The organism is Corynebacterium confusum (assembly GCF_030408715.1).
Lineage (GTDB): Bacteria > Actinomycetota > Actinomycetes > Mycobacteriales > Mycobacteriaceae > Corynebacterium > Corynebacterium confusum.
In genome coordinates this window covers 697,298-711,103 of record NZ_CP047202.1, presented here as the reverse complement: position 1 = coordinate 711,103, position 13,806 = coordinate 697,298, and the positions used below count along the sequence as shown (strand labels likewise).

Annotated in this window: 11 protein-coding genes and 1 tRNA gene; 4 read left to right on the top strand and 8 right to left on the bottom strand. The window is 65.4% G+C overall.

Annotation, left to right across the window (positions count from 1 at the left end; genetic code table 11):
• Nucleotides 1-2: 2 nt before the first annotated feature.
• From CCONF_RS03390 to CCONF_RS03380, 3 genes are all read right to left on the bottom strand, one after another.
• A complete protein-coding gene (locus CCONF_RS03390; protein WP_290225215.1) occupies nucleotides 3-476 on the bottom strand; it encodes a hypothetical protein in 474 nt (157 codons plus the stop codon).
• Between the two features lie 297 nt (nucleotides 477-773).
• Nucleotides 774-850 (bottom strand) — tRNA-Met (locus CCONF_RS03385).
• A gap of 172 nt (nucleotides 851-1,022) precedes the next feature.
• Nucleotides 1,023-3,995, bottom strand: a complete 2,973-nt coding sequence (locus CCONF_RS03380; protein WP_290225213.1) for a UPF0182 family protein — start codon at nucleotides 3,993-3,995, stop codon at nucleotides 1,023-1,025.
• A gap of 123 nt (nucleotides 3,996-4,118) precedes the next feature.
• On the opposite strand from CCONF_RS03380, the gene CCONF_RS03375 reads away from it, so the two are divergent.
• Together CCONF_RS03375 and CCONF_RS03370 are read left to right on the top strand one after the other, a co-directional pair.
• Entirely contained in the window at nucleotides 4,119-4,658 is a 540-nt protein-coding gene (locus CCONF_RS03375) for a PPA1309 family protein (protein ID WP_290225211.1), read from the top strand.
• A 76-nt stretch (nucleotides 4,659-4,734) separates the two neighbouring features.
• The gene (locus CCONF_RS03370) at nucleotides 4,735-5,397 is read left to right on the top strand and encodes a beta-N-acetylglucosaminidase (protein WP_290225209.1); all 663 of its coding nucleotides are present in this window, start codon (nucleotides 4,735-4,737) and stop codon (nucleotides 5,395-5,397) included.
• Between the two features lie 50 nt (nucleotides 5,398-5,447).
• Here the strand turns inward: CCONF_RS03370 and CCONF_RS03365 are convergent, their stop codons facing one another.
• Nucleotides 5,448-6,518 (bottom strand): YlbL family protein, encoded by a 1,071-nt coding sequence (locus CCONF_RS03365; protein ID WP_290225207.1) that lies wholly within the window; start codon nucleotides 6,516-6,518, stop codon nucleotides 5,448-5,450.
• Between the two features lie 80 nt (nucleotides 6,519-6,598).
• On the opposite strand from CCONF_RS03365, the gene CCONF_RS03360 reads away from it, so the two are divergent.
• Nucleotides 6,599-8,080, top strand: a complete 1,482-nt coding sequence (locus CCONF_RS03360) for a zinc-dependent metalloprotease (RefSeq protein ID WP_290225205.1) — start codon at nucleotides 6,599-6,601, stop codon at nucleotides 8,078-8,080.
• 37 nt (nucleotides 8,081-8,117) lie between these two features.
• On the opposite strand, the gene CCONF_RS03355 is transcribed toward CCONF_RS03360, so the two are convergent.
• Complete coding sequence (locus CCONF_RS03355; protein WP_290225203.1) at nucleotides 8,118-8,669, bottom strand: M48 metallopeptidase family protein; 552 nt, start codon at nucleotides 8,667-8,669, stop codon at nucleotides 8,118-8,120.
• A 116-nt stretch (nucleotides 8,670-8,785) separates the two neighbouring features.
• Between CCONF_RS03355 and CCONF_RS03350 the strand changes: the two genes are divergently transcribed.
• A complete protein-coding gene (locus CCONF_RS03350) occupies nucleotides 8,786-9,700 on the top strand; it encodes a hypothetical protein (protein WP_290225201.1) in 915 nt (304 codons plus the stop codon).
• 47 nt (nucleotides 9,701-9,747) lie between these two features.
• Here the strand turns inward: CCONF_RS03350 and CCONF_RS03345 are convergent, their stop codons facing one another.
• Genes CCONF_RS03345 through CCONF_RS03335 form a run of 3 tightly spaced genes read right to left on the bottom strand, consistent with a single transcriptional unit; the run spans nucleotide 9,748 to nucleotide 13,719 of the window.
• A complete protein-coding gene (locus CCONF_RS03345; protein WP_290225199.1) occupies nucleotides 9,748-11,823 on the bottom strand; it encodes an ATP-dependent helicase in 2,076 nt (691 codons plus the stop codon).
• Nucleotides 11,807-12,607, bottom strand: a complete 801-nt coding sequence (locus CCONF_RS03340) for an NAD(+) diphosphatase (RefSeq protein WP_290225197.1) — start codon at nucleotides 12,605-12,607, stop codon at nucleotides 11,807-11,809. The genes CCONF_RS03345 and CCONF_RS03340 overlap by 17 nt, the downstream gene beginning before the upstream one ends.
• Nucleotides 12,607-13,719 carry a potassium channel family protein gene (locus CCONF_RS03335; protein WP_290225194.1) on the bottom strand — a complete coding sequence of 371 codons (1,113 nt, stop codon included), beginning with the start codon at nucleotides 13,717-13,719 and terminating at the stop codon, nucleotides 12,607-12,609. Before CCONF_RS03335 ends, CCONF_RS03340 begins: the two co-directional genes overlap by 1 nt.
• Nucleotides 13,720-13,806: the final 87 nt, after the last annotated feature.

Genomic DNA, 13,806 nt, shown 5'->3' with positions numbered 1-13,806 from the left:
CACTACCAGGTCTTACCCAATAGGAGAGCCCAGTTAATCCAGATCCGTTTCTTGGCTTCGGCATTCAGGTCTTGGTAGTAGTCAAGAAATCCACTTATGGATTGAGGTTTTCCCCGTTCCGCATCCTCCCCTCCTACCCAGGTAATTCTATCCGGCGCGGAAAAGTTTGCCTTCTTTATTGGATAGTCACCAGCCAGCGTGTCAAAAACAATGGACTCAGCGATGCCCTCATAAAATCTCGATGACCATTTATAGCGCTCGTAACCAGCTTCGTATCCTACAAGTGCGGTACTTTTTAGTGAAACAACATTAAGCCCGAGCACCAGGTCGAAATGAGAGGAATGCTGCATTATTAGCAAGGGGCTTAACCGAACCCTATTTTGGTAACTATTTTCGGGAGCAATCCATTTGTCCAACGCGGTGGTCAGCTTCACCGCCAACCGTCCAATATCGATCTGTTCAATACGTATCCACATAGAGCTTTCAATCCTTACTCTACAGATGCAGAAATCCAGGATTCATCGACCGGCAATGTCTTCGAAATTGGGGATCGATGACCTTAACCAATCCGGAGCTTCTATCCGTCCGTCAGTGGGATAAAGGTATTCATACCACGTGTTTCGGTTGCGTCAAGCCTGGGAGATTTCTTGGTTGCTCAATGGGCTCTACACAACTGCAGATTATTTTGTCTTAAACAGAACAAATCTGCTTTCCCGCGGTGCCCCTCGAGATCAATGAAGTCCCCCCAGCCTAAGCTGGAGGGACTAAGAAGTTGGTAGCGGGGGCCGGATTCGAACCGACGACCTCTGGGTTATGAGCCCAGCGAGCTACCGAGCTGCTCCACCCCGCGTCGAGATGACTTCTAACATCTGCGCTTGCCACAGTGGGGTTTTATTGTGCCCCCTCTGTGTCGGCGACTCCTGTAACTATACAGACAGTAATGCGCCCACCCAAATCCCCAGCGCATCCAGCATATCGTCCGGGGTGCGGGGACTGGGTGGGCGCGGCCGCCTAGCACCTAGTTACTGGTTCTCGGCGTCCTGGTAGCGCTTGACAGCTTCGTCCAGCTTGTCGAGGGCGCGGCCGTACTCCTCGTGGGAGCCGCCGCGGGCGTCCTCGATGCCCTTGAGGGCGTCGTTGATGCCGGAGATGGCATCGCCAGCAGCGCTATCCGCCGGGGCGCTGGCCGGGTCGGAGGTGGAAGCCTCCTGGCCCTTGTCGTCGCCGGAGCTATCCGCGTCCGGCTTGTCGCCCGAGCCGCCGCGGCCGTCGACTTCCTCGATATCCTGGGCGGCCTCTGGGTCGATGCCGACCTGTTCCAGGGCCTCACTAATCGTCGGGGCGTAGCCCACGCGGCCCTTGTAGGAAATCAGCACGCGCAGCAGCTTCGGGAACGCGGATTCCTGATCGGCGCGCTTGGAGTAGATCGGCTCCAGGTAGAGGATCTCTCCCCCGCCGACCGGCAGGGCCAGCAGGTTGCCGTTCTCCAGCTCGTTGGTGCCCTCCCACAGGGAGCGGTCGCGGGCGACCTGGTCAGAGGACATCATCGCGTCCTGGGCCTGCTTCGGACCCTGGGTCTGCGTGTCCGTCGGCAGCACGCGCACGGTGATCTTGCCGTAGTTCTGCGGGTCGGAGGTCGCCGTCATGTGCGCCGAGAGGAACTGGCGGCGCAGACCACGGTAGGTGGTGGTCAACTGGAAGCTGGCTTCCTCCGACTGCGGATCGCGGGCCATCACGTAGTACGGCGGCTGATCCTTGGCCTGGGCGCCCTCGGCCGCGGACGGGTCTTCCGGCACGGACCAGAAGGCGTCGTTGTTGAAGAACACGCCCGGGTCATCGACGTGGTAGCGGGCCAGCATGTCGCGCTGGACCTTGAACATGTCCTCCGGATAGCGGAAGTGCTCGCGCAGCTCGTCGGAGATCTCCGACTCCGGCTTCACGACGTCCGGGAAAACACCCTCCCAGGCCTTCAGGACTGGGTCCTCGGTATCAAACTCGTAGAGGTCCACGGTGCCGTCGTAGGCATCCACCACGGCCTTGACCGAGTTACGGATGTAGCCCACCTGGTCGTTGATGAGACGCTGGGTGGTCCCGTCCGGGTTCAGCGCGTCCTGGGTGGTCTCCGACAGGGTGGTGCGCTGCGAGTACGGCAGGGCCTCCAGCGTGGTGTAGCCGTCGACAATCCACTTGATCTTGCCGTCGATAACGGCCGGGTAGGTCGAGGAATCCGTGGTCAGCCACGGCGCTACCTTCTCCACGCGCTCGCGCGGGTCGCGGTCGTAGAGGATCTTCGACTCGGAGCCCACGCGGTCAGACAGCAGGAAGTTCAGCTCGCGGTACTTCGCCGCGTAGATGGTGCGGTCGACGATGTTGCCGATGTCGACGCCGCCCTGACCGTCGTAGGTAAAGGTGCTGGAATCAGTGTCGTACTCGACCGGGCGATCGCCGGTCTGGCCGACGATGGCGTAGTCTAGGCCGTCGTCCGCGGAAGCGATGACTGGGCCGTAGTAGACGCGCGGCTGCTGGACGTTAATACCCAGCTCTTCCTCGGCGTCGCGGACCTCGCCCTCGCGGTCCTCCTCGGCTTCCTGGGTGTCCAGCTCGGAGACCGTGAAGACCGGGAAACCACCGCGGGAGGAGCCGGCGTCGCGGGCGACCTCATCGACCTTGTTGGCCTCGGCCGCGATGAAGCCGTTGCCGTGGGTGTAGACCGTGTGGCGGTTCAGCCAGTCCTGCTGGTTTTCCTGCAGGGCGTTCGGGTCCAGCTCACGGGCGGCGACCACGAAGTCGCGCAGCTGCCCGTCGACCTCGTAGCGGTCCATGGCCAGGGTCCCCGGGAAGCCGTAGAAGTTCTTCAGCTGCTGCATCTGGGTGAAGGTCTCACTCAGGATGTCCGGATCCAGCAGACGCAGGTTGTTGATGGTCTCCTCGTCCTTGGCGACCTTGGCGTCCGGGATCTCCTCGGCGCCCCAGTTTTCGACGTAGTCAACGTCATCATCCGTAATCCCGTAGGCAAAGCGCGTGGACGCGATGTTGCGCTCGATGGATTCGGCTTCCTTCATCTGCCGGTTCGGCTGGACGGAGAACTGCTCCATCAGCAGCGGCCAGCCGTTGCCAATGACCAGGGAGGACACCAGCATCAGCACCACGGCCAGGCCGGGGATGCGCAGGTCCTTGATCACCACGGCGGCGAAAAAGGCGATGGCGACGAAGACGCCGATGACCATGAGGATGATCTTCGCCGGCAGGTAGGCGTTGATATCGGTGTAGGAGGCACCGGTAAACAGCTCGTTGGTGTTGGTCAACAGGTCGTAGCGGTCCAGCCAGTAGCCGGCGACCTGCAGCAGCATCCAGATTCCGGCGGTCACGGCCAGCTGGACGCGGGCCGGCTTGGAGACCTGGCCCTTCACGCCCGCGGCCTGGTTGCCGAAACGGATGCCGCCCAGCACGTAGTGGCCGATGAGGGCGATCAGGAAGGCCACCACGGCGAGTACGCTCAGCGAGCTGACCACCAGGCGGACCACCGGCAGGGTGAAGGCGTAGAAGCCCAGGTCGTGGTGGAACTGGGGATCCTGCACGCCGAAGTCGTTGCCGTTGAAGAACAACAGCACGATCCGCCAGGAACCCTGGAGGATGAAGCCCGCGGCCAGACCGATCAGGATGGGCAGGAACTTCAGGACCGTGTTCATGGTCTTTTCGATCGACTGCCGGTACTGGTAGACCGGGGAATTCAGGTCCTCCATGTCCGCGTCCAGGCTGTCGGGCCTGCCGCGCCAGACGAAGTGGGCTGCCAGGGCCACCACCAGGCCGGAGAAGATCGCCGCGACGAGGAAGAGGACGACGCGGGCGACGACGGCCGTGGTGAAGACGCCGCGGTAGTCAATCGCGCCGAACCACTTCCAGTCCGTGTAGAGCCCGACGAAAATCGGGCCCACGATGACGAGGATCGCAATGATGCCCACGATCCAGCCCAGCACGCGCGGCGGGCGCTTCATAGGGGCAGCGGGTTGGGATAGGTTTGAAACCAACGCCAGCTCCAATCAATTATCGTGCGAATATAGAAAGTTATAGGCTTCCAGTTTAAGCAAGCACTAAAGTGACAACGAATAAGGATGTTCATGAGTTCCCCCAGCAATTCCCAGCCAGCTCTTAACAAAGCCATGCGGGAGGCCGTCGAGTTCGTCCACGCCGAAGGGTGGGACGCCGCCCCCACCCTTTTTGCCCTCGTGCCCACGGATTTAGTGGCCGCGCAGCTCGACGACTTGGGCACTCACGACGACGCCCCGCTGACGCTCATCGTGCAAGATAACCTTCCCGAAAACTTGGAGCCAGGTTCCGAGGAGCTGGCCGACTACGTCTCCCGGCTGGCGTGGCCGCACGACGTGGCGGGCGTGGTCCTGGCCCAGGAGATCAAGTTCCGCGACGCCGCCGCGGGCGCAGATGCCCCGGCCCGCCCGGCGCGGCTGTATTCCGGCGTGCTGCGCGAGGAGGGCGTGGAGCTGACCCTTCTGCAGCTGCGCCCCACCGAGGAGGAGCTGGAAGCCGCCGGCCCCTTCGCCCAGGACGACATCCAACTGCGTGGCGGCCCCGACGTGGCGCCGGGGGTGCTCGCGGCCCTGCGCTATGGCTTGGAGCAGGACCCGGATGAGGTAGTTTAAGCTGTAAGCAACGGGGCTGTGCTTTACCCAGCCCGCTTGGTCCCCTATCGCGATGTTCTTTGAGGAGATTGATCCCGTGCGTCTTGCCAACCGTTTCCGCCGGGTGAGCCTGGCCGCCGTTACCGGATTGTGCGCGCTAAGCCTGGCCGCCTGTGGCCAATCCGAAGAGAAGCCCCAACCGGATCCCGCCCCGGCCGCCAGCGAAACGGACAAGACCCCGGAGACTGAGACCTCCAAAGCGCAGGAGTCCACCGAGCCTAAGGCTCCGGCGACCAGCTCCGCGGAATCCGCTTCGGAGTCCGCCGCCGATGAGTCTGAGCCGGCCGATAGTTCGGCCGCCAAGTCCTCGCAGGCCGCCGGCGATGAAAAGCTGGAGGAGTCCGTCGCGAAGGTCTACGACATCTTCTCCAGCCTGGCGCCACGCTCCCTGTTCGCCCAGTTCGACAGCTGCGACGACGTGGGCATGCGCGACTCCTACAACTGCACCGGCGCCGAGATCGGCTCCATCCAGTTCTACAAGTCCTCCTCCCAGGCCGCCCAGGCCACCCAGGTGCTGACCGGCCTGCGCAACGGGCACGTGGTCAAGGACGAGGGCGATATCCTGGTCGGCTGGTCCACCCTGGGCACCGACACCATCCTGTCCGTCGTGGACAACGACAAGGGCCTGGTCATGAAGCAGCTGGCCCCCTCCGACGTGGAAGAGCCCGAGGAGCTCCTCGCGGAGATGGGAGTCCTCTAAACCTCCCCCGCCGCGGCAGAACCCGCGGCCTTCGCCCTGCCTGCCCGGCGCTACTGCGCCGGGCAGGTTTTTACTTCGCGCCCGGCGTCGAAGTCGTCCATGGCCGCGATGGCATCATCTAGCGTGTCGACGCTGGCTATGACCATGTCGCCGTGGTCGCGGCTGGTGGCCTCCGCGCAGTTGCCCGACGGCGCCAGGAATAGCTCGGCGCCGGCCTCTTCGGCCGCATCCACCTTGTGCACGATCCCGCCGATGGGCCCGACCTTCGCGTCTGGGCCGATGGTGCCCGTGCCGGCCACGAAGTGTCCGCCGGTCAGATCCCCGGGCGAGAGCTTATCGATGACGGCGAGGCTGAACATCATTCCGGCCGACGGGCCGCCAATGTCCTGCAGGTTGTAGTTGACCTTGATGGCCTCGGCCGGCTGGGTGGTCATCAGGATGCCCAGCAGGGGCACGTCCTCGTCGTGCGGGGAGGCACCCAGCGTTAGCTTTTCCTCGCGTTCCTTGCCGTCGCGCTCAACGGTCAGGGTGACCTCGTCGCCCGGCGCGTGGGACTGGATGCGCTTTTGCAGCTCCTGCGGCTCGCCGACCGCTTCCCCATCCAGCGCCTTGATCACGTCCTCGCGCTCCAAGACGCCCTGGGCCGCAGAGTCCTCGGTCAGATCCGCGACGACGATTTCCACGGGCTTGTCCAGGTAGTCCATGGCCGCGATCGTGGCGGCGGACTCGGAGTCGGTGAACGCCTGCTTGTTGGCCTCTTCCATCTGCTCCGGCGACATGTTGTTCGGGATGACCGTCTCGATAGGAACGATGGTGTCGTCGCTGGTCAGCCAGCGGCCCAGCATCTGCATCAGGCTCATCTGCGTGCGCACCGAGACGGTGGTCATGTTCAGGTGACCGGCCGGATCATCGGTGTTCGGGGCGTCGACCTCGACGACGGGCTTGCCGTCGACCTCGTCCAGGGTGTTCACGGTCGGCCCGGGCCCCTCGGCGGCATAGGGCACCGCGAGGTTGATGTCGGTTCCGGGGATTTCGGTGACACTGACCGCGGCGCCGAGCAGGACCACTGGGATTGCTCCCCACACGAGCGTGCGCCGGCGGCGCGAGGATGAAGAGGTCATGGCCACACAGCCTACCGTGTTCGCTATCAGCGTTTAAGTTGGCATGGTGGCGGCCTTAGCGCGGACGGTAGATTGGGACTATGACTAACGGATTCGGCTTTTCTTTCCCCAATAATGATGACGACGACGATAACAACGATCGCCGCGACCAGAACCCGTTTGGCGCCTTCGGATTTAGCGGAGCCGGGGGCGGCGGATTAGGCGATATGCTCAACCAGTTCGGGCAGATGCTGTCCGGCATGGGCTCGTCTATGAACTCGCCGGAAAACTCCGGCCCAGTTAATTACACCATGGCTGAGCGCATCGCCCGCCAGCAGATCTCCAGCGACAAGCCCGTCGGCGACAAGGACACCCAGGCCGTCGAGCAGTCCCTGCGCTTGGCCGAGCTCTGGCTGGATGATTCCACGGACCTGCCGACTGCTAGCTCCACCGTGGCGGCGTGGAATTCCACCGAGTGGTTAGAAAACACCCTGCCGATGTGGAAGCGCATGGTCACTCCCGTGGCCGAGCACATGAACGAGGCGCAATTAGAGTCCATGCCGGAGCAGGCCCGGGAGATGATGGGCCCGCTGTCGCAGATGATGAACCAGATGTCGGGCATGAACTTCGGCATGCAGCTCGGCCGCGCTCTGGGAGACCTGGCCCAGCAGGCGCTGACCGGCTCCGATTTCGGCCTGCCCGTCGCCCCGTCCGGGGTGACCGCCATGCTGCCGCACAACATCCAGCACATCGCCCGCGACCTGGATATCCCGGCCCAGGAGGTTATGGTCTATATCGCCGCGCGGGAGGCCGCCCGCCAGCGCCTGTTTACCCACGTGCCGTGGCTGGTCGAGCGCCTGGTCTCCTCCGTGGAGGAATACGCCCTGGGGCTAGTCATCGACACCTCCCACATCGAGGAGGCCACCCGCGAGCTCAACCTGGAGTCCGGCGATCCGCAGGCCATCCAGGACGCGATGAGCAAGCTGCAGGGCATGGATCTCTCCCCACGCATTTCCTCGCGCAACGCCGCGGCCGTCTCCCGCCTGGAGACGCTGCTGGCCCTGGTCGAGGGGTGGGTCGAACACGTCGTCACCGAGGCCATGCAGGACCGCATCCCATCGACCTCCGCGATGAACGAGGCTTGGGCCCGCCGGCGCACCTCCGGCGGCTCCGCCGAGAAGGCATTTTCCCGCGTGGTCGGCATCGAGCTGGCCGCCCCGAAGGTCAGGGAGGCCGCCGAGCTGTGGCGCCGCTCCACCGTGGCCGTGGGCGTGACCAAGCGCGATGGCGCCTGGGAGCACCCCGACCTGCTGCCCACCGCCGAGCAGCTGGACAACCCGGCCTCCTTCATCGACGCCCTGCTGGACGACGCCCCGAGCGACGACTTCGACGCCGAGTTCGCCAAGCTGGAAGAGATGCTGCGCAACGAGGACACCAAGGGCGAGTCCGGTGACGGCCAGTCCGACGCCGACAAGACCGACGCCGACAAATACTCCGAGGACGACACTACAAACGGTGGCAACAACGACAGTAACGATGGTGACAACAGCAAGGGCGAGGACGACTCCCCGAAGAACGACTAAGCCGCTGTAGACCGCTAGGCCTGACCCGCGGCGGTTCTTAACTTTCGTTTATTCCGTTAGCCCCGCCGCCGAAGCGCTGATAGGCCTCCAAATAGCCTTGCGCGCGCTCGGCGTGCGGGGCTTTGTTGGCCCACATCCAGAATGCTTCCCCGTGATTGGGGATGAAGGTGTGCACCAGCTCGTGGATGATGACCGAGTCCAGCACGTATTCGGGCACCCGCTGCAGCCGGTGGGAGATCCGAATGGCGCCTGTGGTCAGGGTGCAGCTGCCCCAGCGGGTGTTCTGGTTGGTCACCCAGCGGATAGAGCCGACCTGGGCTTGGCCGTACAGGTAGGTCTGGTTGAGGTACTCGGCGCGCTCGGCCAGCTTTTCGTCGCTGGCGTGCGGGGAGGCTTCCTTCTTGGCCAGCTGCCGGCGCATATCGGCCACGGCCTTGTCCTCCTGGGCCTGCGACATCCAGGCCGGGATCCGAACTTGGAGGACGCCGTCCACCACTCGGGCCTCGACGGTGCGCTTGCGCCGGGCCGAGCGGATAACCCGCACCGGCATGGTGGCGGCTGACTCCCCCGGCTGCTGTGGTCTCGACATGACAGCCCATCCTAGCTGTGTTCCAATGAGGACACGCGCTCAAGGCCCATGCCGCCACGGGCGCTACTCAAAGGGGTGAACAGACGCCGTCGCGGCGAGGGGGGGACAATCCACCGGTGGATAACGAGGACACAACTAACGCCATGCCCGATGAGGGCTCGGGCTTTTTCTCCGAGCCGGAGGGCACGGAGCTGCCGGCCGGAGCGGGCGAGAGCTTCCGCTTCGCGCCCGGGGTGGGGTTTTATGCGCGGGATGCGGGCACGCTGCAGTTCGGACTGGATGCCACCCGCGCCGGCCTGATTGGCACCGGCCAACCCATGCGCCTGGCGCGGGCGCTGGCCAACCTCCCGGATCCCTTCACGCGCGCCGACTGGGAGGACCTGGCGGGCCTGCCGCCGAGTGCCTCCCGCAGCCTGCTGGACGACCTGCTCAAATACGGCATCGTGCGCGCCCAGGGACTCGGCCCGGCGGTGGTGGTGCTCGGCCGCACGCGGCTGGCGGGGCTGGTCACGGAGACGCTGCGCGCGCACGGGTGCCGGGTGCGCAACCCCTTCGACCGGGAGACGATGAGCTCCTACCTGGCGCACACCGCCCCGCACACCCCCATCGTGCTCGTCGACGAGCTGGCCGAGGCCCTCTACTGGGCACCCCTGCTGGCCCGGTACCGCTCCAAGGCCTTTACCTGGCTGCCGGTCAGCGCCATCGACTCGCGCGGGATCATCGGGCCGCTGCACTACCGCGGCGAAGGACCCTGCCCGCTGTGCTTCGACCTGGTGCGCAGCGACATGGACCCGTCCTGGCCCACCGTCATCGCCCAGTACGGGCAGCACACCAAGGCCCACGACTTTGCGGTCTACCACGCGATCACCGCCAACACGCTGGTGGCAGTCGGCGCGGTCACCGGCACCCCTACCCCGCCGGGGGCTCCCGCCGCCCGGGCCGTGCCCGGTTCACTAATCGACGTGGACGTCTACGGGCAGACCACGCACCGCATCCTCGAGCCGCACCCGCACTGCCCCGCCTGCTTCTAGTGTGCTGTGTTAGCTCGCGAGCGGTGTTTTGCTCGCGTGCGTGCTGCTTATCCGGCCACGTGGCTAGAGACCAGGCTCAAGATTTCCGCGCCGAATTTTTCCATTTTGCTCGGCCCCACGCCGGACACACTGAGCAGGGCGGCCTCATCCGTGGGTAGTTGCTCCGCGATGGCCAGCAGCGTGGCGTCGGAGAAAATCACGTACGCCGGCACCTGGGCCTCGGCCGCGACGTCCTTGCGCCATGCCCGCAGGCGGGCAAAGAGCTCCTCGTCGACATCGGAGGCGCAGAACTCGTGGCGGCCCAGCGACTTCTCCGCCGGGGTGGCAAGCGGGCGCCCGCACACGCGGCAGGACGAGCGGCGCCTCGACCGCCGCGACGGCGCGTCAGCGACCTGGTCCTGGACTATCCCGTCCAAAAAGCGGGTGCGCTCCCGGCTGGCGCGGGCTCCGGTGGTCTTCGCGCGCGCCCAGGAACACAGCAGATGCTCGCGGGCACGGGTGATCCCGACGTAGAACACGCGGCGTTCTTCCTCGATGTCCTCGGCGTTGCCGGACTTGATGGCGTGGTTGAGCGGCAACAGCTTTTCGCTCAACCCCACCAAGAAGACCGCGTCCCACTCCAGGCCCTTGGCGGCGTGGAAGGTGGCCAGGGTAACGCCCTCCATGACCGGGTTCTGCTTGTTGCGGGCCCGCTCCTGCAGCTGGGCGACCACGCCGGGCAGGTCGATGCCGGGCCGGTTGTCCACCAGGTGCCGGATGAGATCCACCAGGGCGCTTAGAGACTGCCAGCGCTCCCGGGCCTGGGCGCCATCCGGCTCGCGCTCGGAAAGCCCCAGCGGCGCGAAGGCGGCCCGGGCCACGGCCACCGGGTCGGCCGGCAGATCGTCGCGGCGGGTCGCGCGCACCAGCTCGCGTACGCCCTCGCGGATCTCGGCGCGGTTGAAAAAGCCCTCCCCGCCGCGGACCTGGTAGACCACCCCGGCATCCGCCAGCGCCTGCTCGAAGGGCTCCGACTGGGAGTTGATGCGGTAGAGCACCGCGATCTCCTTGGCGGGCACGCCGTCGTTAAGCAGGCTCAAGATCTTGCCGGCGACTTCCTGGGCCTCGGCCTCTTCGGACTCGTAGTCCTGGAATTGCGGCTCCGGGCCGGGCTCGCGCATGCCCTGTAGCTCCAGGCGGGTGCCGGCGGCCCGCCCGCTGGCCTGACCGATGACCCGGTTGGCTAGGTCGGTAATCTGCGGCGTCGAGCGGTAGTCGCGCTGCAGCTTGATCACCGTGGCGTTCGGGTACTTGCGCGAGAAGTTCAGCAGGTTGTCCGGGCTCGCGCCGGTAAAGGAGTAAATGGTCTGGTTGGCGTCGCCAACCACCGTGAGATCGTCGCGCTCGCCCAGCCAGGCGTCCAGCACTCGCTGCTGCAGCGGGGTGACGTCCTGGTACTCGTCCACCACGAAGCTGCGGTACTGCGAGCGGAACTCCTCCGCCACCGCCGGGACGTTTTCCAGCGCCCCGGCCACGTGCAGCAGCAGGTCCTCAAAGTCCAGCAGGACGCCGTCCGGGCGGGTCTTTAGGTCCTCGTAGGCCTGGTAGACCGCCGCGACCTTATCCGGGCTCACCGGGGCCTTGCGGCCCAGCTTGGCGATGTTTTCGGCGTACGTACCCGGGGTGAGAAGGCAGGACTTGGCCCACTTGATCTCTTCTTTGAGATCCCCCACGGTCTCCTTTGTGTTTTCCACGCCCGCCCGGTTGACGGCCCGCCCGACCAGGGAGAACTGCTTGTCCACCATGGCCCAGGGCAGATCCCCGGCCACCTGTGGCCAGAAGTATTTCAGCTGCCGGCGGGCCGCGGAGTGGAAGGTACGCGCCTGCACGCCGCCAACGCCCATGGACTCGAGCCGGTCGCGCATCTCCCCGGCGGCCTTGGTGGTAAAAGACACCGCCAGCACGCGCTGCGGGCTGACGAAGCCCTGCTCCACCAGGTGCGCGATCCGGTAGGTGATGGTGCGGGTCTTGCCGGTGCCGGCGCCGGCCAGGATGCACACCGGCCCGCGCGGGGCCGTGGCCGCGACCCGCTGGTCCTCGTCCAGCTGGCTGAGGTCGAGACTGAACTTAGCGTCTGGTGCCACGGGCGTACCACTCCATCATCATCGTGTGTGCAATAGAACCTGGCGCGGCCAGCGGCAACGACAGCAACTGGTCCCGCCCGACCCAGCGGATTTCGGCCAGCTCCTCGTCGGTTGCAGCCGCCGGGTCGGGTTCCGGGTGCGCAGCGGTGGCGCTAAAGCCCACCATCAGTGAGCCGCTGGCCGGCCACGGCTGGGATCCCCAATAGGTTATCTTATGCAGCCGACGGCCGGTCTCCTCCCACGCCTCCCTTTCGAAGGCGTGTTCTAGGCTCTCGCCGACGTCGACATATCCCGCGATAAGCGAGAAATACCCCGGGCGCAGCCGGTTGCGGGCGAGAAGGACCTCCTCCTTTAACGGGTGGTGCACCATCCCGATGACCGCCGGGTCCAGGCGCGGGTAGACCGTCTGCGTGTCCGCACCCGGCGCGCGCCCGGCGATACCCCCGGCGCCGAATTCCAGCTCCTGCCCGCTGCGCGGGTGGAAGCGGAACTCGCGGCGGTAGCGCAGCAGACCAATCGCGCGCAGCGCCCACTGAATACCCCGGCGGATTTCTTGGTCGATCTCTGGGTTGCGGGCCAGGGCGGTGAGCTCGCGCGGGCCCAGCCAGCCCACTGCCCCGGGGATGGTCTCCACCCCGGCCGGCGGCGCGGGCTGTGCGTAGACCAGCGGGCTATAGGAGACCGTGACGGTAACGTCCGCGGCCGCCGGCGGGGCATCGCTTACCACCGGCAGCCCGTCGCCGCTGGCGGGGACCTGCCCGCGCGCGGAGACGTAGATAAGCACTAGTCGTTGTCCTCCGTGACCTCGGCGGGCTCCTCCGTGTCGTGCTTGATGTAGAGCAGCCGGTCGCCGGGCCGGAGGGCGTTCGCGTCGGCGGTGTCCACGCGGTGGATCTCGTTGTCGCGCAGCACGGCCAGCACGATGTCCATGATGTGGCGCGGGTTGGAGCCGACCTCGTATTCGCGCACGGGGCGCTCCGCCACGGAAAAGCCTTCGTTCGGGGAGAGCAGGTCTTCCATCATGGACACCACAGTCGGGGTGACGGTGGCCAGCCCCAGCAGGCGGCCGGCGGTCTCGGCGGAGGTGACCACGGAATCCGCGCCGGACTGGCGCAGCAGGTGGCGGTTTTCGGATTCGCGCACCGAGGCCACGATCTTGGTGTGCGGGGACAGCTCGCGCACCGAGAGGGTGCACAGCACGGCGGTGTCATCCGTGGACGGGGTGACCACCACAGACTTGGCGTGTTCCACGCCCGCGATTTTCAGCACGTCCTGGCGGGTGCCGCTGCCGTAGATGGTGACCAGCCCGTGGTGCTCCGCGTGGGACAGCGCCGCGCGGTTGGTGTCGATGACCACGATGTGGGAGGCCGGGACATCGTCAGCCAGCAGGGCCGCGACGGCCCCGGCACCCTTGGTGCCATAGCCGATGACGACGGTGTGGTTATGCAACTTTTTCCTCCAACGCTGGATTTCGTAGGTCTTTCGAGTCTTCTCTGTCAGCACCGACAGGGTCGCGCCGACCAACAAGACCAGGAAGATCAGGCGGGCCGGGGTAATAAGAACGAGGTTTAAGAAGCGGGACACCGGGCTGACCGGCACGATATCGCCGTAACCCACGGTGGTTAGCGACACGGCCGAATAATACGCCGCATCCAGAAGCGACATGTGCTCCTCGCTGTAACCGTCCCGGTCGAAGTAGACCACCAGGGTCACAAAGACCACTATCACCATTGCAAGGATGATGCGTCGCATCAGCTGTTTCCACGGGTTGGTCTCATCCTTGCGGGGCACGCGGATGATGTCGATGAGGCCGTGCGCCGGCAGTGCGGACAGCTCGTGTCCGGGGTGGAACCGCTGGGTAATACGCCGCTTGAAGCGGCGCGCGGGAGTCGACATGAGCTCGACGGCCTCCTTCGTGTGTCAAACCAGGGCGCGGGCCGGGTACAAACCTGCCCACGCATTGCAATACCCTAGTGCGATTAC